Here is a 20,214-nt window from a genome sequence, read left to right on the forward strand (position 1 = left end):
AGGGCTACAAGTTCTCGACGTACGCGACGTGGTGGATCCGTCAGGCCATCACCCGCGCCATGGCCGACCAGGCCCGCACCATCCGTATCCCGGTGCACATGGTCGAGGTCATCAACAAGCTCGCCCGCGTGCAGCGCCAGATGCTCCAGGACCTGGGTCGCGAGCCCACCCCCGAGGAGCTCGCCAAGGAGCTCGACATGACGCCCGAGAAGGTCGTCGAGGTCCAGAAGTACGGCCGCGAGCCGATCTCGCTGCACACCCCGCTCGGCGAGGACGGCGACAGCGAGTTCGGTGACCTCATCGAGGACTCCGAGGCCGTCGTCCCGGCGGATGCCGTGAGCTTCACGCTCCTGCAGGAGCAGCTGCACTCGGTGCTCGACACGCTGTCCGAGCGTGAGGCTGGCGTCGTCTCGATGCGCTTCGGCCTCACCGACGGCCAGCCGAAGACGCTCGACGAGATCGGCAAGGTCTACGGCGTGACCCGCGAGCGGATCCGCCAGATCGAGTCCAAGACGATGAGCAAGCTGCGCCACCCGAGCCGCAGCCAGGCATTGCGCGACTACCTGGACTGAGTCGTCCCAGTCGCGACACCACGACGGCCCCACCATCTGCGCGATGGTGGGGCCGTCGCGTTACTCGTCGGTGTCCTTGTCGGCCGACGCAGGCCGCCCGAACCGCAGCACGCTGCGCCACAGGCCGCGGCCCTCGGCCGGCAGCAGCAGTGCCCGCGCCTGGTCCAGCCGTCGCCGCCGCGACAACGCCCCGCGCCAGACCGCCTGGGCGTCGTCAGTGACGTCGCCCAGTTCCGTGCCAGGTCGGGCGTAGCGCGCCAGCTCCACCGTGGCCACCACGCGGCCGAGCGCCTCGTTCTCGTCCGGGGTCAGGTAGGCCGCACGCCCGATCTGGCGCGACGCCTGTCGGGGGGTGGCCCCGTCCGGTGGGACGTAGCCGATGTCCTGCAGTCGGAGCAGCAGTGACTGCCACTGGGCCTCGACCCGGTCGGCGTCGTCGCGCGCCGCTCGAGCAGACCTCCGCCGCGCCAGCCAGGCACCGAACGGGACGGCTGACACCGCGAGCACCGCGACCAGGACCGCGAGCAGGGCCAGCGCGTTGTCGGACACGAACCGCACGATCGAGAAGCCACCGGTGTCAGCGCCACCCAGCCCGCCGGTGTCGGTGAGGTCTCGGGTGGGCGCCGCGGACGGGGCTGCGCTCGAGGTGGGCGTCGTCGCGCTCGGCGTCGGGCTCGCGGTCGCAGCCGGGTCCGTGGGCTCCAGGCTGTAGTCGGGAGCGGCGTTGCTCTGGGTCGCGGGGGTGGGCTCGAAGCGCACCCAGCCGAGCTGGGGGAAGTACAGCTCCGGCCACGCGTGCGCGTCGCTGACCCGCACGACGCGCTCGTTCCCGTCGGGCACCCCGGGCAGGAAGCCCACCGCCATCCGGGCCGGGATGCCGGCTGCGCGCGAGAGCATGATCATCGCGGTGCTGAACTGCACGCAGTAACCGCGCTTGGTCTCCAGGAACCGGGACAACGGGTCCGCGGGGAGCGTGCCGTCGTCCTCGGCGAGGTCGAGCGAATAGGTGAACTGCGAGCTGCGCAGGTACGCCTGCACGGAGCGGGCCACCTCCAGTGCGGAGTCACCGTCGTCGGTGAGCTCGGCGAGCAGCGCCCGCACCTCGTCCTCGGAGCGCCGGTCGACCTCGAGGGTGGCGCGGTCGATACCGAGCAGGTCGGGATCGTCCTCGGTGGCGAACTGCTCGACCTGCGGATCGAGCTCGACGAACTCGGCCGAGTACGAGCCGACGGGGGCGGTGACCTGCACGACCCCGCCGACGGTGACGTTCCACGTGCCGTCCGCGAACGACGTCTCGACCGTGCCGGCCGGCAGGGCGACCTGGGGAACCCCGACCGTGTTGTCGGTCACCTCGAGGCGTTCGACGCGCCGCGGCACGTCCGGCCCGGCGAGCGGCGGCGGGATCTGGCCGTCGATCGGGACGAAGGCGAACTCCTGCGAGGCCTGCCACTGCCCCCGGCGGTAGCTGTCGAGGATCCCGACCCGCAACGGCTGGAGCTCGTCAGAGCTCGTGCGGAACCGCAGCACGGGTGCGTCGGACCGGCTCTCGAGGTCACGGGCGATGTCCACGGTCGACGACAGCTGCACGTTCGACCCGGGTCCGCCACCGCGAGCGTCACTGCTCTGGCCGAGCCCGTCCGCGATGAACGTCGTCGGCAGGTGGGGCACCAGGGCGGGCACGACGACCGCGGCCGCGAGGGCGGCCACCCCGACGATGCGGCCCGTCGTCGTGAACGCGGTCTCCGGATCGGCACCTGCCCGCCCGGCCGTGCCCGGAGCCGACGTGCCCCAGGCGCGCAACGAACCCACGGACTGCCGGCCCATCAGGGCCAGCCAGCACAGCGCCGCCGGGACGGCATACCACGCCGCCAACCCGTCACCGGAGTTGGTGGCGGACCCCAGGAAGGCCGACAGCAGGGGGATGCCGGCCAGCGCGGGGCTGCGGTACGTCACCCCGATCGCGTCGACCGCCAGCGCCGTGAGCCCGACGAGCAGGCTGATCGCGAGGATCGTGCCGCGGTCGGACGGAGCCGGCGCCGACGAGATGGTCACCGTCTCCAGGGCCTGGGTCAGCAGGATGCCGAACGCCTGCCCGGTCTCCGTGGTCGGCACGAGGTCGGCCCACAGGTGCCCGCGGCCGTGGAGCAGCGCCGCGGCGTACACCAGGGCGGTGCCCTGGCCGACCACGACGAGGGGCCGCTGGGACGTCACGCGGCGCAGCCCCATACCGGTGACTGCCACGACGAGCACGAGGACGACGCTCGGGCGGAACCACGTGCCCGGCGTGAACAGGGTCGTCACGGGCAGCGTCACCGCGATGGTCGCGAGTGCCGCGAGGAGTGCCTCGACGGGCCTGGTCCGGTTCACCGGGCCCCCACGGCAGGCGCTCCGACGAGTACTCCCCAGGCGACTGGTGGTGTCGTCTGGCCGTCGACGACGGTGGCCACCCACCCCGAGGAGCGCAGTCCGGCGACGGTCGTCTCCGCCAGGGTGGTGTCGGCGTCCGACCCGGCGCGCTGCCGACCCGTGAAGGCTCGGGGGTCGATGACCATCGCCGCTCCGGTCGACCCGGGCTGGCGCAGGGCGGCGAGCGTGCGAACGTCGGTGTCCCCGAGCGGGCCCCCGATGTACACCACCAGGCCCCCCTGCGAGGTCAGGACGCTCGCGGCATGCAGCACCGCGCGCAGGCTGTCGTCGGACCGCAGGGTCACCCGCGCCAGCGTCTCCAGCCCGGCGTCGTGGGACTCGTCGTGGTGGATGCCGGTGTCGGAGCCGGGGTCGGCGGTGACCAGGTGCACGGCGTACCCGGCGTCGACGACGTGGGCCGTGACGGAGGCCGCCATGGTGACGCACCACTCCAGCGAGCTGCTGCGCCCGGTGCCCCCGTGGCCGCTCCTCCGTGAGTCGAGGATGACGACGGCTCGACGTTTCGCGGGCCGGTCCTCCTGGCGCACCATGAGCTCGCCGGTGCGTGCGGTCGCGGGCCAGTGGATGCGGCGCAGGTCGTCGCCGTCGCGGTACTCGCGCACGGTCTGGTCGTCCTCACCGTGGAGCGCGACCATGTGGGGCACCGACCCCTCCGAGCCGATGCCGCTGCCCAGGGACCGCGCGCCCGGCAGAGGGAGGACCCGGGGGAGCACGACGACCTCGGCGTCGCCACTGACGGCGGCGCTGCGCAGCGTGAGGCCGAACGGGTCCCGAACCCGGATGCCGAGCGGACCGATGCGGTGGACGCCCCGGCTGTGCGAGCGGACGGTGTACTGCACCTCCTGAGACTCGCCGGGGCGCAGTGAGGGCAGCACGAACCGTGGCCGGTCACCGAGCGCGTAGTCGATGGACTCCTCGGCCATGACGACCGGGGATGCCGTCGCCTCACCGTTGCGCACCCGCACCGTCACCACGGCGCGTTCGTCGATGGCGATGCGGGCAGGCACCGCGGTGCGCACCACCTCCAGCTCGAGGCCGTGGCGTCTCACGAGGAACAGGGCCATCGCGACCAGCGCGATGAGCAGCACGCCGATGCGCGTCACGTCGGGCTGGCCGAGGAGGATGCCGGTCGCCAGCAGCACCACGGCCGCGCCGACGAACGAGGCACCTCGGGTGGTCAGGGACCGACGGACGGCGTTCACCGGGGCCTCAGCGGGTCGGGGCCGGCACCCGGACGCGCTGGAGCAGGTCACTCACGACGTCGGCGGTGCTCCGGTGGGCCATCTGGGTCTCGCCGGTCGGGATGAGTCGGTGGGCGAGCACGGCGACGGCCACCTGTTGGACGTCGTCGGGCAGCACGTGGTCGCGTCCGGCCAGCGCGGCGTGGGCCCGCGAGGCCCGCAGGAGGTGGATCGTGGCCCGGGGCGAGGCGCCGAGGCGCAGGGCACTGCTCGAGCGGGTCGCGTGCGCGAGGTCGACGAGGTACTGGCGCACCGACGGTGAGGCGTGCACCTCGCGGACGGCCCGGACCATCGCGGAGACTGTCGCCGCGTCGGTGACCGGTTGGAGCGCCTCGAGGGGTGAGACCCCGCCATGCAGGTCGAGCATGTCGAGCTCGGCCCGGGCGGAGGGGTAACCCATCGAGATGCGCGCCATGAAGCGGTCGCGCTGGGCCTCGGGGAGCGGGTAGGTGCCCTCCATCTCGATCGGGTTCTGGGTGGCCATGACGATGAACGGGCGGGGGAGCGCGTAGGTCGTGCCGTCGACGGTGACCTGGGCCTCCTCCATCGACTCCAGCAGGGCGCTCTGGGTCTTGGGTGAGGCGCGGTTGATCTCGTCCCCGACGACGACGTTGGCGAAGATCGCGCCGGGGCGGAACTCGAAGTCCCGTACGTCCTGGTTGAACACCGAGACGCCGGTGATGTCGCTCGGCAGCAGGTCCGGGGTGAACTGCACACGACGCACCCGACAGTCGATGGTGCGGGCGAGGGTCTTGGCGAGCAGGGTCTTCCCGACGCCGGGGACATCCTCGATGAGCAGGTGCCCCTCGGCGAGCAGCACGGTGATCGCCGTGCGGACGACGGCCTGCTTGCCCTCGATGACCGAGTTCATCGCGGCGGCGAGCGAGGCCGACACCTGGAGCACCGTGTCGAGGGAGGCGCCGCGCGTGGGCCCTACCGCGGTGTCGTCGTCCTGTGCGGTTCGTCGATGGTCGTCCAGCTCGCTCACGGTGGTCCCTTCGTCGTCGGTGTCCGCCCAACGATCGGTGTGTGGTCTTCGGTGCCCTCGATCCTGCCTCACGAGGCGGCGCCGTGGGAGGGGCCTGCACGCTCCCGCCCGCTCCCCGGCACAAGGTTCGACACGCGCGACGGCGAGTTGCCGCCGGGTCGACCTCTGACTCCGGATGCCGTGTCGGCTTGGGTCGGTGGAAGCCCTCCACTTTGCACCACCGTTGATGACCTGCAGAAATGTCCGAGATTCGCACGATTGGACCGCAAAGTCGGGGTGATGTGGAGCGCTGGTGGAGTAATGTGGGGGAATCCGGTGAGTCCGGGGGCGTAACGACGGGTCGAGGAGGTGGCGCCAGTGCAGGAGTTCCTGGGCACCCACACGCCCCGGCTCGACGAGAAGGGCCGGCTCTTCCTCCCGGCGCGCTACCGCGCTGACCTCTCCGAGGGACTGGTCATCACCACGGGGCAGGAGAACTGCCTCTACGTGTTCCCCACCGCGGAGTTCCACCGCATCTCCGCCCAGATGGCGGCCGCGCCCAGCTCGTCGAAGAACGTGCGCGACATCGTGCGCGTGTTCCGCGCTCGTGCTCACTCCGACACCCCGGACCGCCAGGGCCGCGTCACCATCCCGGCCCCGCTGCGCAGCTACGCCGGCCTGGACCGCGAGTGCACGGTCATCGGCAACGGCAGCCGCCTCGAGGTCTGGGACACCGCCCGGTGGGAGGCCTACCTCGACGAGGTCATGCCGGCCTACTCGACGTACTCGGTCGAGACCGAGGAGGCGGTCCCCGGACTCTGACCCGCAGCGCGCACCGACCCGACCGCCGGCCTCCAGCCGACCCGATCCCGACACGACTTCCCCCGTGCCGGGCCCGGATCGGATGGGGACCAGCAGCCGGGTCGACCAGCACCACCACCCACCACCCCACGACCACCACCACCCCAGCACCGCCGACCCGAAGGACCACGATGAGCAGCGCAGGAGATGCCGCCGAGCGGCACGTTCCGGTGCTGCGGGACCGCATCGTCGACCTCCTCGCACCGGCGCTGTCCGCGCAGGGTGCGGTGTGCATCGACGGCACGCTCGGGATGGGTGGCCACGCCGAGGCGATCCTGGAGCGGTGCCCGGCCGCCCGGGTGATCGGGGTCGACCGCGACGAGGAGGCCCTGGCGCTCGCCGGTGAGCGGCTGGCCCGCTTCGGTGACCGCTTCCTCGGTGTCCACGCCGTCTACGACGAGATCGCCGACGTCGTCGCCGAGCACGCCGACGGTGTCGCACACGGCATCCTGTTCGACCTCGGCGTCTCCTCGCTCCAGCTCGACGAACCGGAGCGCGGCTTCGCCTACCGCCACGACGCGCCGCTCGACATGCGGATGGACCAGTCGACCGGCATCACCGCGGCCGAGGTGCTCAACACGTACTCGCACGGCGAGCTCGCCCGCATCCTCAAGACCTACGGCGAGGAACGCTTCGCCGGACGCATCGCCTCCGCCGTCGTTCGCGAGCGCGAGAAGGAGCCGTTCACCACCTCGGCCCGGCTCGTCGAGGTGCTGCGCACCGCCGTCCCGGCCGCCTCGCAGCGCAGCGGCGGCCACCCGGCCAAGCGCACGTTCCAGGCCCTGCGCATCGAGGTCAACGCCGAGCTCGCGGTCTGGGAGCGTGCGGTCGCCGCCGCCATCGACGTCCTGTCGCCGGGTGGGCGCATCGCGGTGCTGTCCTACCACTCGCTCGAGGACCGCATCACCAAGCAGGCATTCGCCCGGGGAGCGCACAGCCGCACCCCGGCCGGGATGCCGGTCGAGCTGCCCGAGCTCGCGCCCTACCTGCGGCTGCTCACCCGGGGAGCGGAAGTGCCGGACGACCAGCAGCAGCAGGACAACCCCCGATCCGCCTCGGCCCGGCTGCGGGCCGCCGAACGACTCACGCCCTCGAACGGAGCATCAGCATGAGCCAGCTCGCACCGGCCAGGCCGCTTCCGCGCACCAGCCCTCGCCGGGCCACCGCGGCGGCCCCTCGCCAGCTCAAGGTGGTGGCGCCACCGGAGGTCCGCGGCAACGGCGCGTTCCTCGCCCTGTGCGTCGCGCTGCTCCTCGGGGGCTTCGTCGCCGTGCTCATGCTCAACACGGCCATGGCCAAGGGGTCCTACACGCTGCGCGACCTGCAGCACCGGTCCGACGAGCTCACCGACCACCAGGACTCGCTGCGCCACGCGCTGGATGCCGTGAGGGGTCCCGGGCCGCTCGCGAAGCGGGCCCGTGAGCTCGGCATGGTGCCCGCCGCGACGCCCGTCTTCCTGCGACTGTCCGACGGCGCCGTGCTCGGCGTGGCGGACCCGGCCCCGCAGGACAGCACGTTTAGCGTGGTGACCGAGACGGCTGCGCCACCGCCGACGGTCGCCGTCCCGAAGGCCGGCACCACCGCCAGCACGCCGCCGACGCCCACGCCCACCACGACGGAGAGCCCGTGACGCAGCGCAGGACGCCACCGCCCTCCGGGCGTGGGCGGCCCGGTGCTGCCCCGGCACCCCGGCGCACCCCGGCGCCCGGGCGCACGCCGACGACCCGTCGCACGCCGACGGCCGGGCCCAAGCCGACGGCCAGGCCCAAGGCGGCAACCCGTCGCGTGCCGGCAGCACCCCCGACCACCCCCGTGGCCAACCCGCGTCGCCGGATGCGCTTCCTCACGGTGGCGAGCCTGTTCGTGCTCAGCGTCTTCGGTGCCCAGCTCGTGCGCATCCAGGGCTTCGACGCGCACGCCGTGGCCGAGGAGGCCCAGAGCAAGCGCGCCGCCGCCCAGATCATCCCGGCGATGCGCGGCCGGATCCTCGCCGCGGACGGCACCGTGCTGGCCGCGAGTGCCGTGCGCGAGGTCGTCGTCGCTGACCAGCAGGCCGTGTGCACCTTCGGCACGAAGAAGGACACGTGCAACCCCGAGACCTCGGCGCAGGCCGTGCAGCAGGCGGCGACCGAGCTCGCACCGCTGCTCGGCACCACGGTGGCCGAGCTCGTGCCGACGCTGACCGGGAGCAAGCGCTACGTCATCCTCAGCCGCGACATCACCCCGGTGACGTGGAACGCGATCTCCGACCTCGGCATCCCCGGCATCTACCGCGACCGCCGCGAGACCCGCTCCGAGCGCATCTACCCGCAGGGCACGACCACCGCAGCCCTGGTCGGGTACGTCACCGCCGACGGCGAGCCCGGCGGTGGGGTCGAGCTCATGGTCAAGGACCACCTCGAGGGCACCCCCGGCAGGCAGACGTTCGAGCAGGGCCGTGACGGCACGATCATCCCGGTGGGGGAGAGCTCGCTCGTCCCGGCCGTCGACGGCAACGACGTGACGCTCACGATCAACTCCGGCCTGCAGTGGTACGCCCAGAACTCCCTGGCGGCACGGATCAGGGACACGGGGGCGAAGTCGGGCACCGTCGTCATCATGGACGCCAAGAACGGCAACCTGCTGAGCGTCGCGTCCTACCCCACCTTCGACCCGAACACCGACGTCGGCAAGAAGGGCGCCAAGCTCGGCAACGTCGCCTTCTCCGACGTGTTCGAGCCGGGGTCGACGTCGAAGATCATGACCATCGCCGCCGCGCTCGAGGAGGGCACGGTGACACCGTCGACGCCGGTCATCATCCCCAACCGGCTCACGCGCTTCGACGCGTCCTTCAAGGACAGCCACGACCACCCCACCCTGTACCGCACGGTCGCCGGCACCCTCGCCGAGTCGAGCAACATCGGCACGGTCCTCGTCAGCGAGACGATGACGTCGAAGACCCTCGAGTCCTACTTCCGCAAGTTCGGCCTCGGCCAGCGCTCCGGGACCGGCTACCCGGGGGAGGCCAAGGGCCTGCTCTCACCGTCCGAGACGTGGAGCGGGACCCAGGCCAAGACGGTCGCCTTCGGGCAGGGGCTGTCGGTCACGGCGATCCAGGCCGCATCGGTGTTCCAGACCATCGCCAACGGCGGTGTGCGGGTCGCCCCCCGGCTCGTCGAGAGCCTCACCGCCGCAGACGGCACCGTGACACCGACCCCGAGGTCGGCGACCACCCGCGTGGTGTCCGAGCAGACCGCGAACGACGTGAGCAAGATGCTCGAGGGTGTGGTGAGCGGCGAGGGCACCGCCCAGGAGGCCATGATCCCCGGCTACCGGGTGGCCGGAAAGACCGGGACGGCCGACTACTACGACGTCGCTGCCAAGAAGTACAGCGGACGCACCGCGAGCTTCATCGGGTACGCACCGGCCGACGACCCGCAGATCGTCGTCGCCGTCATCGTGCACAAGCCGATCCAACCGTTCTTCGGTGGCCCCGTCGCCGGGCCGGTGTTCAAGGACGTCGCGACCTACGCGCTGCAGGAGCTGAAGATCCCGCCGACCGGCGCGAAGCCCGCCGAGATCACCATCAAGGTCTCCCCGGAGGAGGCGCTCGCCGACCCGACCCTGCTGCGCGACGGCCGCAAGCGCAGCGCCGGGTAGGGTGCTGCGACGTGGCCGTACCTCGACCGACAGCGCTGCGCAGCACCTCGATCCGAGCCCTCGCGGACCTGCTCGGAGCACCCGCAGCCGACCTTCCGGACGTCTGCGTCACGGGTGTCACCCTCGACTCGCGCTCCGTGCTGCCGGGGGACCTCTACGCAGCCCTCCCGGGCGCGCGAGCCCACGGCGCCGACTTCGTCGCGGCCGCCGCGGCATCCGGAGCGCTCGCCGTGCTCACGGATGCCGTCGGGGCGCGCCGGGTGCGGGACTCCTCGGTCGACCTGCCCCTGCTCGTGGTCCAGGAGCCGCGGGCCGTGCTCGGGTCGGTCGCGGCCCGGGTCCTCGGCACCGACCACCTCACGCTGCGCATGCTCGGCATCACCGGGACCAACGGCAAGACGACCACGGCCTACCTCGTGCACTCGGCGCTCACCGCACTCGGTGAGGGCACCGGGCTCATCGGCACCGTCGAGACGCGCATCGGCGACGAACGACTGGGCAGCGTGCGCACCACGCCCGAGGCCCCAGAACTCCACGCGGTCCTGGCGGTGATGGCCGAGCGGGGCCTGCGCACCTGCGTCATGGAGGTCTCGAGCCACGCCCTGGCACAGCACCGGGTCGACGGGGTGGTCTACGACGTCGTGCTCTTCACCAACCTCAGCCAGGACCACCTCGACTTCCACGACGGGATGGACGACTACTTCGCGGCGAAGGCGTCGCTGTTCACCCCGCAGCGCGCCCGGCGCGGGCTGGTCTGCGTCGACGACGACTGGGGGCGGCGCCTGGCCCGCGAGGCCGGCATCCCCGTCGAGACGATCGCCACGGTCCACGCCGGGGCGGCACGTGACGGAGCACCCGAGGCGACCTGGCTGATCACCGTCGACGACGCCGATCCGGCAGCCTTCCGGCTCACCGGCCCCGGGGTCGACCTCCACCTGAGGTCGAGGCTGCCGGGCGACTTCAACGTCACCAACACCGCCATGGCGGCCGCTGCGCTCGTCCTGCTCGGCGAGGACGCCGCGGCCGTCGGTGCGGCCGTGCTCACCGACCCGCACGTCCCGGGCCGCATGGAGGCGGTCGCAGGGCCCCGGGGCGCCCCGCGCGCCCTCGTCGACTACGCCCACACCCCCGAGGCGATCCGCGCGGCCCTGACCGCGCTGCGCCCGAGCACCCCGGGGAGCCTGGTCGTCGTCACGGGCGCCGGGGGTGACCGCGACCGCGACAAGCGGCACGCCATGGGGACCGCCGCGGCCGAGGTCGCCGACCTCGTCGTCGTCACCGACGACAACCCGCGGTCGGAGGACCCGGGCACGATCCGCGCCGCCCTGCTCGAGGGGGTGGCTGCCGCGCGCGCTGCGGGGCGCCACGGCATCCGGGTCCTCGAGGTCGGTGACCGGCGGCAGGCGATCCGCGAGGCCGTGGCTGCGGTGTGGGGACAGGGTGAGTCGGCCACCGTCGCCGTCGTCGGCAAGGGTCACGAGAGCGGCCAGGAGATCGCGGGCGTCGTGCACCCCTTCGACGACCGGGCCGAGCTCGCCCAGGCCCTGCACCTCGCGGCGTCGGGGACCCCCGAATGATCGCGCTCACCATGGCCGAGGTCGCGCAAGCCGTCGGTGGGGCCGTCGTCGCGCCGGCCGGCGTCGACCCGCACACGCTCGTCGTCGACGGCCCCGTCGTCACCGACTCGCGTGAGGCCGGGCCCGGCGGGCTGTACGTCGCCCGGGTCGGCGAGCAGGCCGACGGCCACGACTTCGTGCCGGATGCCGTGGCCCGGGGAGCCGTCGCCGTGCTCGCCACGCGGGCGGTGGACGGCGTCGCGTGCGTGGTCGTCGACGACACCCAGGACGCCTTCGCCGCCCTGGCCAGGGAGGTCGTGCGGCGCAGTCCCGACCTGCAGGTCATCGGCATCACCGGCTCGTCGGGCAAGACGAGCACCAAGGACCTGCTCGGCACCGTGCTCGCCACGGCCGGGCCCACGGTCGCCCCGGTCGGGTCCTACAACTCCGAGGTCGGAGTGCCGCTCACGGTGTGTCGGGTCGCCGCCGACACCCGGTACCTCGTCGTCGAGATGGGGGCCCGGGGCATCGGCCACGTCGAGTACCTCACGAGGATGGCGCCCCCACGGATCGGGGTGGTGCTCAACGTCGGAACGGCGCACGTGGGGGAGTTCGGGGGCCGGGCCGCGATCGCGACCGCCAAGTCCGAGCTCGTCGCGGCGCTGCCGTCCGACGGCCTGGCCGTGCTCAACGCGGACGACCCGGCCGTGCGCGCCATGTCGGCCGTCACGACCGCGCGCGTCGTCCTCGTCGGCGAGGCGGACGACGCGGACGTGCGGGCCGGCGACGTCGTCCTCGACGACGGGGGCCGGGCCTCGTTCACCGTCCACACGCCGTCCGCAACCCGCGCCGTGGGCCTGGGCCTGGTCGGCCGTCACCACGTCGGCAACGCGCTCTCGGTCATCGCCGTCGCCACCGAGCTCGGGATGCCGCTCGACGCGGTGTGCAGCGCCCTCGAGGCCGCCCGGCCGGTGAGCCGCTGGCGGATGGAGGTCGTGGAGCGGGCCGACGGCGTGACCCTGGTCAACGACGCCTACAACGCCAACCCCGACTCGATGCACGCCGCCCTCACGGCGCTGGCGCGGATGGGGCGAGGTCGGCGCACGTGGGCCGTGCTCGGCACGATGCTCGAGCTCGGGCCGGAGTCCGAGACCCTGCACGCGCAGGTCGGTGCCGACGTCGTCGACCACGGTGTCGGTGAGCTGCTCGTCGTCGGTGAGGCGGCGGCATCCCTGGCGGTGGGAGCCCGGGACGCGCTCGCGGCGGGCCGCGGTACGGCGACGGCCGTGCGCACCGTCCCCGACGCGGGGGCCGCGGAGGCCCTGCTGCGCGAGGAACTGCGCCCCGGCGACGTCGTGCTGTTCAAGTCCAGCCGTGACGCGGGACTACGGTTGCTCGGTGACCGACTGGCGCAGGACGAGGAGGAGCTGACGTGAGGGCTGTGCTCATCGCCGGCGTCGTGTCGCTCGTCATCGCGCTCCTCGGCACGCCGCTGTTCATCCGCTTCCTCGTCCGCAAGGGGTACGGCCAGTTCATCCGCGACGACGGTCCGACGAGCCACCACACCAAGCGCGGCACCCCGACGATGGGTGGGGCGGTCATCGTCCTGAGCTCGCTCATCGCCTACGGGGTGGCGCACCTCGTCACCGGTCAGAGACCCACCGTGAGCGGCCTGCTGGTGCTCTTCCTCATGACCGGGCTCGGCTTCGTCGGGTTCCTCGACGACTTCATCAAGATCAGGAACCAGCGCAGCCTCGGGCTGCGCTCGGGTGAGAAGCTGGCCGGGCAGACCCTCGTCGCCGTGACCTTCGCGATCCTGGCCCTGCAGTTCCCCAACGACGCCTTCCGCACCCCGGCGTCGACCTCGGTGTCGTTCGTGCGCGACACGAGCCTCGACCTGGCCTTCGCCGGGCCCCTCATCGGGGTCATCCTCTTCGTCATCTGGGCCAACATCATCGTCGCCGGCACCTCGAACGGCGTGAACCTCACCGACGGCCTCGACGGTCTCGCGACCGGCGCCTCGGTCATGGTGTTCGCCGCGTACGTGCTCATCGGCATCTGGCAGTTCAACCAGAACTGCCAGTGGAACCCGGGCACGAAGTGCTACGAGGTGCGCGACCCACACGACCTCGCGATCGTCGCGGCCTGCGGCATGGGGGCCTGCTTCGGCTTCCTGTGGTGGAACGCCTCGCCGGCCAAGATCTTCATGGGCGACACCGGGTCGCTGGCCCTCGGCGGTGGGCTCGCCGGCCTGGCGATCCTCACCCGCACCGAGCTGCTCGTCGTCATCCTCGGGGGTCTGTTCGTCACCATCACGCTCTCCGTCATCATCCAGGTCGCGAGCTTCAAGACGACCGGGAAACGGGTGTTCCGCATGGCGCCCCTGCAACACCACTTCGAGCTGCTCGGCTGGCAGGAGGTCACGATCGTCATCCGGTTCTGGATCGTCGCCGGGCTCTTCGTCGCGCTCGGTCTCGGGCTGTTCTACGCCGAGTGGGTCGTGGGCGCCGGATGAGCGACCGGCTCTCCTCCCTGACCCACCGTGACGCGCCCTGGGCCGGCCTGCGCGTCCTCGTCACCGGTCTCGGTGTCAGCGGCTTCGCGGCGGCCGACGCCCTGCTCGAGCGCGGCGCCCACGTCCTCGTCGTCGACGGCGCGCAGCCGAGCGGGGTGCTCGCGGAACGAGCCCGGATCCTGGACATCCTCGGCGCCGAGCTCGCGTTCGGGCCCGACGCCGTCGCCCGGATGCCGGGCACGCCCCTCGACCTCGTCGTCACCTCCCCGGGCTGGCGCCCCGACCAGAGCCTGCTCGCGGAGGCCGCCGCCACGGGCATCCCCGTCTGGGGGGAGGTCGAGCTCGCGTGGCGGATGCGCCCCGAACACGGTGCCGCCCCGTGGCTGACCGTCACCGGCACCAACGGCAAGACGACGACCGTGCAGATGCTCACCTCGATCCTGCGCGCCGCGGGGCTGCGGGCGTGCAGCGCCGGCAACGTCGGCACGCCGATCCTCGAGGCCGTGGTGCACCCCGAGCCGTTCGACGTCATCGCCGTCGAGCTGTCCAGCTTCCAGCTGCACTGGTCGCACTCGATCGCACCGCAGGCCTCGGCCTGCCTCAACGTCGCGCCCGACCACGTCGACTGGCACGGCTCGCTCGAGGAGTACGCGCTGGCCAAGGGCAAGGTGTACGCGAACACCGAGGTCGCGTGCGTGTACAACGTGCAGGACGAGCGCACGAGGCGACTCGTCGAGGACGCGGACGTCCGCGACGGGTGCCGTGCCGTCGGATTCACGCTCGGGGTGCCCGGGCTGTCCGAGGTCGGGCTCGTCGGCGACGTCCTGGCAGACCGCGCGTTCGTCGAGCAGCGCCGCACCGCCGCTGCCGAGCTCGCGACGCTGGACGACCTCGCCGGGGGCGGCCCGAGTCCGGCTCCACACCTCGTCGCCAACGCCCTCGCGGCGGCGGCGCTGGCGCGCGCCCACGGCGTGCCCGCCGGCGCCGTCCGCGCCGGGCTGCGCGCCTTCGTCCCCGAGCCGCACCGCATCGCCGAGGTCGCGACCGTGGACGGCATCCGGTTCGTCGACGACTCCAAGGCGACCAACCCGCACGCCGCGCGGGCCAGTCTCACGGCGTACGAGAACGTCGTGTGGGTCGCCGGCGGTCTGCTCAAGGGCGCTGACGTCGACGACCTCGTCGAGGCCGCGGCCGACCACCTGCGTGGTGTGGTGCTCATCGGCCGGGACCGGGACGCCATCGCGCAGGCACTGGCCCGACACGCGCCCGATGTCCCCGTCGTCGACATCGACCGCACCGACACTGGTGCCATGGACCTGGTCGTGAGGGAGGCCCGTGCGCTCGCGCACGCGGGAGACGTCGTGCTCCTCGCACCCGCTGCCGCGTCGATGGACATGTTCGCGGACTACGGCGCTCGCGGTGACGCCTTCGCCGGCGCGGTCGGCCGGCTCGCCGCAGGGAAGTAGTCGTGAGCAGCGCGACCGCGCCGGCCCGCGCGAAGAGTGCCCGCGCCAGCACGAGTGGGACCCCCGCAGCCCACGGGGGTGGCTGGTGGGGGCGGTTCGAGTCTCCGGTGACGACGTACTACCTCCTCGTCGGAGTCACCGTCGCCCTCGTCGTCTTCGGACTGATCATGGTGCTCTCGGCCTCGGCCATCGTCAGCATCCAGGAAACCGAGGGTGCCTCGGCCTACTCGATCTTCATCAGCCAGGCGGTGTTCGCGACCATCGGTGCCGTCGCGCTCATCGTCGCCTCCCGGTTGCCGATGCGTTCGTGGCGGGCGTTGGCCTTCCCGATCCTCGCCGTGGGGGTCACGCTCCAGGTGCTGGTGCTCCTCACCGGTGAGAACGTCAACGGCAACCAGAACTGGCTGCGGGTCGGGCCGATCACGGTGCAACCGTCCGAGATCATCAAGCTCGGTCTCGTGCTCGTCGGTGCGCTCGTGCTGTCCAAGAAGCGCCAGCACCTGCACTCCCTCGCTCACGTCGTCGTGCCCTACCTCGTGCCCATCGTCGCGGTCGCCGTGGGGGCAGTGGTTCTCGGGCACGACCTGGGCACCGTGCTCATCCTCGGGGCGATCGTCGCCGGGGTGCTCTTCGCGGCCGGCATCCCGCTGCGCTGGTTCGCCTTCGCCGGGGTGCCGTTCGTCGCGGGGGTCGCGTGGTTCGTCCTCAGCAGCGCCAACCGGTTGAGCCGGTTCGACGTGTGGCTCGGGCGGGACACCGACGAGTTCGGTACCTATCGCCAGCCGCTGCACGGGCGCTACGCCCTCGCCGACGGTGGCTGGCTCGGTGTCGGCCTGGGCCAGAGCCGGGAGAAGTGGGGGCTGCTCTCCGAGCCGCACAACGACTTCATCTTCGCGATCATCGGCGAAGAGCTCGGCCTCCCCGGCTCGCTCGGGGTGCTGGCGCTCTTCGCGGCCCTCGCGCTGGCCTGCTACCGGCTGGTCTCCCGCACCGACGACTTCTTCGTGCGGGTCGCGACGGCCGGGATCATGACCTGGATCATCATCCAGGCCGTCATCAACATCGGAGCCGTCATCAACCTGCTTCCCGTCATCGGGGTTCCGCTGCCGCTGGTCTCCTCCGGTGGGTCGGCGCTCATCACGACGATGTTCGCGCTCGGCATCCTGCTCTCGTTCGCCCGGGCCGAACCGGGCTGCGCCGAGGCGCTGTCGGCGCGACCTTCGGCGATCCGGCGCACCCTGGCCGTGCTTCCCGACGTCGGCCGGCGGCGCAGGGCACGCACGTGACCGCCGCCGCCCCGCGGTCGGTCCTGCTCGCCGGGGGAGGCACGGCCGGGCACGTCTCACCGCTGCTCGCCCTCGCGGACTGCCTGCGCCGCCGCGACCCCGACGTCGCCATCGCCGCGCTGGGCACGGCGGCGGGGCTGGAGGCACGCCTCGTGCCCGAGCGCGGCTACCCCATGCTGGAGGTCCCCAAGGTGCCCCTGCCGCGTCGCCCGTCCGGCGACCTGCTGCGACTCCCGCGCAACCTGCGCCGGGCCGTGCGGGCCGCCGAGGACGCCATCGAGAGCACCGGGGCGCAGGTCGTCGTCGGCTTCGGTGGGTACGTCGCGACCCCGGCCTACCTCGCCGCCCGCCGCCACGGCATCCCCATCGTCGTCCACGAGCAGAACGCGCGCCCCGGGATCGCCAACCGGCTCGGCGCCCGTCTCGCGGCCCGGGTGGGGGTCACCTTCCCCGGCACCGCGCTGCCTCGGGCGACGGTCACGGGGATGCCGCTCCGACGGGAGATCGCGACCCTGGACCGGGCGGCGCACCGCGAGCAGGCGCGCGCGCACTTCGGGCTTACCGACGCCCCGACCGTGCTCGTCACCGGGGGGTCGCTCGGTGCGCAGCGCCTCAACGACGCCTTCGCCGGCGCGGCGGCGGGGCTGTCGGCGCAGGGGGTCCAGGTGCTCCACGTCGCGGGCACGGGCAAGGACTTCGTGCCGCAGGGCGCGACCGGGGCCCCGTACGTCGTGCTCGCCTACTGCGACCGCATGGACCTCGCCTACGCCGCGGCCGACCTCGTCGTGGCCCGCTCGGGCGCCAACACGGTCTGCGAGCTGACGGCCGTCGGGTTGCCGGCCCTCTACGTGCCGCTGCCGATCGGCAACGGGGAACAGCGCCTCAACGCCGCGGCCGTCGTCGCGGCCGGGGGTGGCCTGCTCGTCGACGACGCCGCCGTGACGTCGCAGTGGGTCGGTGACGTCGTGGGCCCGCTCGCGCTCGACCCCGGCAGGCTCGCGGCGATGTCCGCGGCGTCCGCCTCGGTGGGGGAGCGGGGCGGTGACGAGCTGCTCGCCGACCTCGTCCTGGAAGCGGCCGGCGGCTCGCGTCCGGGGGTGACGAGGTGAGCATGGCGCCACTCGCCCCGCGCTTCGACGTCACCGCGCCCGCCGTGCCGCTCGCCGACCTCGGGCACGTGCACCTCATCGCCATCGGGGGTGCCGGCATGTCCGCGGTGGCCCGGCTCCTGCTGGCCCGGGGTGTGACCGTGAGCGGATCGGATGCCGCGGACAGCCCCACGCTGGAGGTACTGCGCTCGCTCGGGGCGCGCGTGCACGTCGGCCACGACGCAGACCACCTGACCGGTGTCGACACGGTGGTCGTGTCGTCCGCGATCCGGGACGACAACCTCGAGCTCGCCGCTGCCCGCACCATGGGTCTGCGGGTGCTGCACCGCTCCCAGGCCCTGGCCTCCCTCATGGCCGGCTCGCGGCGCGTTGCGGTTGCCGGCGCGAACGGCAAGACCACGACGACGTCGATGCTCGTCGTGGCCCTCGAGGCAGCCGGCGCCGACCCGTGCTTCGCGTCCGGTGGCGAGATCGCCCAGCTCGGCACCAACGCCGCGATCGGCTCGGGGGACGCGTTCGTCGTCGAGGCCGACGAGAGCGACGGATCCTTCCTCGCGTACCGCCCCGACGTCGCGGTCGTGACCAACGTGCAGCCGGACCACCTCGACTACTACGGCACGGCCGAGCGGGTGGAGCAGGCGTACACCGAGTTCGTCTCCACCGTGCCCGCCGACGGGCTCGTCGTCGCGTGCTGGGACGACCCCGGGTCGCGCCGCCTCGCCCGGGCGGTCCGGGACCGGGGTCGGGACGTCGTGACCTACGGCTACCGGGCCGGTGCCGACCTGCAGGTGCTGAGCACCGAGCCCGACGGACTGGGCACCCGGTCCCCGTTCGTCGTGGCCGGCGTCGAGCGCATCCTCGACCTCGCGGTGCCCGGTGAGCACAACGTCATGGACGCGTGCGCGGCGTACCTCGCTGCGGTCGAGGGGCTCGGGGCCGCAGCGGATGCCGTGCTGGTGGGCCTCGCCGGATTCGCCGGCGCCCGGCGCCGTTTCGAGGTACGCGGCGAGGTCGGGGGAGTCACCGTCGTCGACGACTACGCGCACAACGCACCGAAGGTCGCGGCCGTCGTCGGCACCGCGGCCGCGCTCGTGCGCCGGGCCGGGACCGGGTCGGTGCGCGTCATCTTCCAGCCGCACCTCTACACCCGCACCCGGGACTTCGCGGCCGAGTTCGCCGCCGCGCTGGCACCTGCGGACCAGGTCGTCCTCCTGGACGTCTACGGGGCCCGGGAGGCGCCGGTCGAAGGCATCAGCTCGTCGTTGATCGGCGACCCGCTGGTGGCGCTGCCGGGGGAGCGGACGGTGCTCGTCGGGACTGCTCGCGACGATGCCGTCGCCGCCGTCGCCGCAGCGGCCGCCCCCGGGGACCTCGTGCTCGTCGTGGGAGCCGGGGACGTCACGGCGCTCGCACCCCTGGTGCTCGCGGCGCTGCGCGCCCGCAGCGGCGGTGAGCCGTCATGAGCCTTCGGACCGAACGGCCGGCAGGTGGGTCCGCGACGTCGTCCGCGGGTCGCTTCCGCGAGCGAGAGCTGGCCAACCGCCGCCGCCCGTGGCGACGGGCGCTCCTCGCACTGGGCGCTGCCGGCGTCGTCGCGGGGCTGGTCTGGGTGCTCGGGTGGAGCACGCTCCTCGGCGTGTCCGACATCGAGGTCTCCGGCGCGACGGGGGCCGAGGCGACCGCGGTCGCCGAGCTCGTGGACGTGCCGACGGGCACGCCCCTGGCCCGTGTGGACACCGAGGCCGTCGCCGAGCGGGTGCGCGAGCAGATCACCGTCGCCGAGGTCTCGGTGAGCCGGTCGTGGCCGAGCACGCTGGCCGTCGACGTCGTGCTGCAAACGCCGGCGATCGTCGTGAAGAACCCTCAGGGTCAACTTGAGGTTGTGGATGCCGAGGGGGTCGCCTTCAAGGTGGTGAGGTCGGCGCCCAAGGGTGTCCCGCTCGTGACGGCCCGTGGATCCCAGGGAGCCACCCGCGAGGCGCTGCAGTCGGCGCTCGCCCTCCTGGACGCCCTCCCGCCCGAGATGGCCGGCCGGGTGTCGGGCATCACGGTGAGCAGCGCCAGCCTCGTGACCTTCGCCCTGGGCAACCGCACGGTCGTGTGGGGCAGCGGTGAGGAGTCGGTGCGCAAGGTCGCCATCCTCACGGCGCTGCTGCCCACCCAGGCCAAGGTCATCGACGTCAGCGCCCCGGACACCCCGGTCACTCGCTGATCGATTCCCACCCGGGGACCGCAGCACGTCATGGTGCGTGTGTGACTCATGGGACTGGTGAGGCGGTTGACCATTCCCGTGGGAGGATTTCCTCAGGGGATGTCGCGACACGCCCGCCGCGTCTTTGCCTGAGGTCGAGGACCGACCTAGCGTCGTGCCATCGAACCGCATCAGAGTGTGACTGTCAACCTTACGTTGAGAGTTTCGCGCCGACACCCGAGCTCAAACCCAGTGGAAGGCCCGCATCGTGGCAGCACCCCAGAACTACCTCGCCGTCATCAAGGTCGTCGGCATCGGCGGCGGTGGTGTCAACGCCATCAACCGGATGATCGAGGTCGGCCTCAAGGGCGTCGAGTTCATCGC

At 72.7% G+C, this 20,214-nt stretch carries 16 protein-coding genes; 13 read left to right on the forward strand and 3 right to left on the reverse strand.

The genetic code is table 11. The features are described from left to right. Window positions 1-572, forward strand: a 572-nt coding sequence (locus PLL68_RS06325; RefSeq protein WP_324532708.1) for an RNA polymerase sigma factor, incomplete at its 5' end; no start/stop codon positions are given. A 60-nt stretch (window positions 573-632) separates the two neighbouring features. Here the strand turns inward: PLL68_RS06325 and PLL68_RS06330 are convergent. Genes PLL68_RS06330 through PLL68_RS06340 form a run of 3 tightly spaced genes read right to left on the reverse strand, consistent with a single transcriptional unit; the run spans window position 633 to window position 5,219 of the window. Continuing rightward, window positions 633-2,939, reverse strand: a complete 2,307-nt coding sequence (locus PLL68_RS06330) for a transglutaminase TgpA family protein (protein ID WP_324532710.1) — start codon at window positions 2,937-2,939, stop codon at window positions 633-635. Next, window positions 2,936-4,201, reverse strand: a complete 1,266-nt coding sequence (locus PLL68_RS06335; protein WP_324532712.1) for a DUF58 domain-containing protein — start codon at window positions 4,199-4,201, stop codon at window positions 2,936-2,938. The genes PLL68_RS06330 and PLL68_RS06335 overlap by 4 nt, the downstream gene beginning before the upstream one ends. Window positions 4,202-4,208: 7 nt before the next feature. Beyond that, window positions 4,209-5,219, reverse strand: a complete 1,011-nt coding sequence (locus PLL68_RS06340; RefSeq protein WP_486656956.1) for an AAA family ATPase — start codon at window positions 5,217-5,219, stop codon at window positions 4,209-4,211. Window positions 5,220-5,585: 366 nt separating this feature from the next. Between PLL68_RS06340 and mraZ the strand changes: the two genes are divergently transcribed. The 12 genes from mraZ (at window position 5,586) to PLL68_RS06400 (ending at window position 19,851) form a co-directional block, all read left to right on the forward strand. After that, a complete protein-coding gene (mraZ, locus tag PLL68_RS06345) occupies window positions 5,586-6,029 on the forward strand; it encodes a division/cell wall cluster transcriptional repressor MraZ (protein WP_324532713.1) in 444 nt (147 codons plus the stop codon). A 170-nt stretch (window positions 6,030-6,199) separates the two neighbouring features. After that, window positions 6,200-7,180, forward strand: a complete 981-nt coding sequence (rsmH, locus tag PLL68_RS06350; RefSeq protein ID WP_324532715.1) for a 16S rRNA (cytosine(1402)-N(4))-methyltransferase RsmH — start codon at window positions 6,200-6,202, stop codon at window positions 7,178-7,180. Beyond that, window positions 7,177-7,698, forward strand: a complete 522-nt coding sequence (gene ftsL, locus PLL68_RS06355; RefSeq protein WP_324532717.1) for a cell division protein FtsL — start codon at window positions 7,177-7,179, stop codon at window positions 7,696-7,698. Before rsmH ends, ftsL begins: the two co-directional genes overlap by 4 nt. 155 nt (window positions 7,699-7,853) lie before the next feature. Beyond that, entirely contained in the window at window positions 7,854-9,707 is a 1,854-nt protein-coding gene (locus PLL68_RS06360; RefSeq protein ID WP_324532719.1) for a peptidoglycan D,D-transpeptidase FtsI family protein, read from the forward strand. Between the two features lie 11 nt (window positions 9,708-9,718). After that, window positions 9,719-11,284, forward strand: coding sequence for a UDP-N-acetylmuramoyl-L-alanyl-D-glutamate--2,6-diaminopimelate ligase (locus PLL68_RS06365; RefSeq protein WP_324532721.1), 1,566 nt, complete (start codon window positions 9,719-9,721; stop codon window positions 11,282-11,284). Then, on the forward strand, window positions 11,281-12,699 hold the full coding sequence (locus tag PLL68_RS06370; protein ID WP_324532723.1) for a UDP-N-acetylmuramoyl-tripeptide--D-alanyl-D-alanine ligase: 1,419 nt from the start codon (window positions 11,281-11,283) through the stop codon (window positions 12,697-12,699). Before PLL68_RS06365 ends, PLL68_RS06370 begins: the two co-directional genes overlap by 4 nt. Further along, entirely contained in the window at window positions 12,696-13,778 is a 1,083-nt protein-coding gene (gene mraY, locus PLL68_RS06375; protein ID WP_324532725.1) for a phospho-N-acetylmuramoyl-pentapeptide-transferase, read from the forward strand. The genes PLL68_RS06370 and mraY overlap by 4 nt, the downstream gene beginning before the upstream one ends. After that, window positions 13,775-15,244, forward strand: a complete 1,470-nt coding sequence (murD, locus tag PLL68_RS06380; RefSeq protein WP_324532727.1) for a UDP-N-acetylmuramoyl-L-alanine--D-glutamate ligase — start codon at window positions 13,775-13,777, stop codon at window positions 15,242-15,244. Before mraY ends, murD begins: the two co-directional genes overlap by 4 nt. A 2-nt stretch (window positions 15,245-15,246) precedes the next feature. Next, a complete protein-coding gene (gene ftsW, locus PLL68_RS06385) occupies window positions 15,247-16,530 on the forward strand; it encodes a putative lipid II flippase FtsW (protein ID WP_324532729.1) in 1,284 nt (427 codons plus the stop codon). Beyond that, entirely contained in the window at window positions 16,527-17,639 is a 1,113-nt protein-coding gene (gene murG / locus PLL68_RS06390) for an undecaprenyldiphospho-muramoylpentapeptide beta-N-acetylglucosaminyltransferase (RefSeq protein WP_324532730.1), read from the forward strand. The genes ftsW and murG overlap by 4 nt, the downstream gene beginning before the upstream one ends. Before the next feature lie 2 nt (window positions 17,640-17,641). Further along, window positions 17,642-19,102, forward strand: coding sequence for a UDP-N-acetylmuramate--L-alanine ligase (murC, locus tag PLL68_RS06395; RefSeq protein ID WP_324532733.1), 1,461 nt, complete (start codon window positions 17,642-17,644; stop codon window positions 19,100-19,102). Further along, window positions 19,099-19,851, forward strand: a complete 753-nt coding sequence (locus tag PLL68_RS06400; protein WP_324532735.1) for a cell division protein FtsQ/DivIB — start codon at window positions 19,099-19,101, stop codon at window positions 19,849-19,851. Before murC ends, PLL68_RS06400 begins: the two co-directional genes overlap by 4 nt. Window positions 19,852-20,214: the final 363 nt, after the last annotated feature.

Source organism: Ornithinibacter sp. (assembly GCF_035443565.1).
In the GTDB taxonomy this organism is placed as follows: Bacteria; Actinomycetota; Actinomycetes; order Actinomycetales; family Dermatophilaceae; genus Fodinibacter.

Excerpts from the sequence above, each read along its gene's own strand:
- rsmH (WP_324532715.1), top strand. The coding sequence starts at position 6,200 with ATGAGCAGCGCAGGAGATGCCGCCGAGCGGCACGTTCCGGTGCTGCGG.
- ftsL (WP_324532717.1), top strand. The coding sequence starts at position 7,177 with ATGAGCCAGCTCGCACCGGCCAGGCCGCTTCCGCGCACCAGCCCTCGC.
- PLL68_RS06370 (WP_324532723.1), top strand. The coding sequence starts at position 11,281 with ATGATCGCGCTCACCATGGCCGAGGTCGCGCAAGCCGTCGGTGGGGCC.
- murD (WP_324532727.1), top strand. The coding sequence starts at position 13,775 with ATGAGCGACCGGCTCTCCTCCCTGACCCACCGTGACGCGCCCTGGGCC.
- murC (WP_324532733.1), top strand. The coding sequence starts at position 17,642 with ATGGCGCCACTCGCCCCGCGCTTCGACGTCACCGCGCCCGCCGTGCCG.
- PLL68_RS06400 (WP_324532735.1), top strand. The coding sequence starts at position 19,099 with ATGAGCCTTCGGACCGAACGGCCGGCAGGTGGGTCCGCGACGTCGTCC.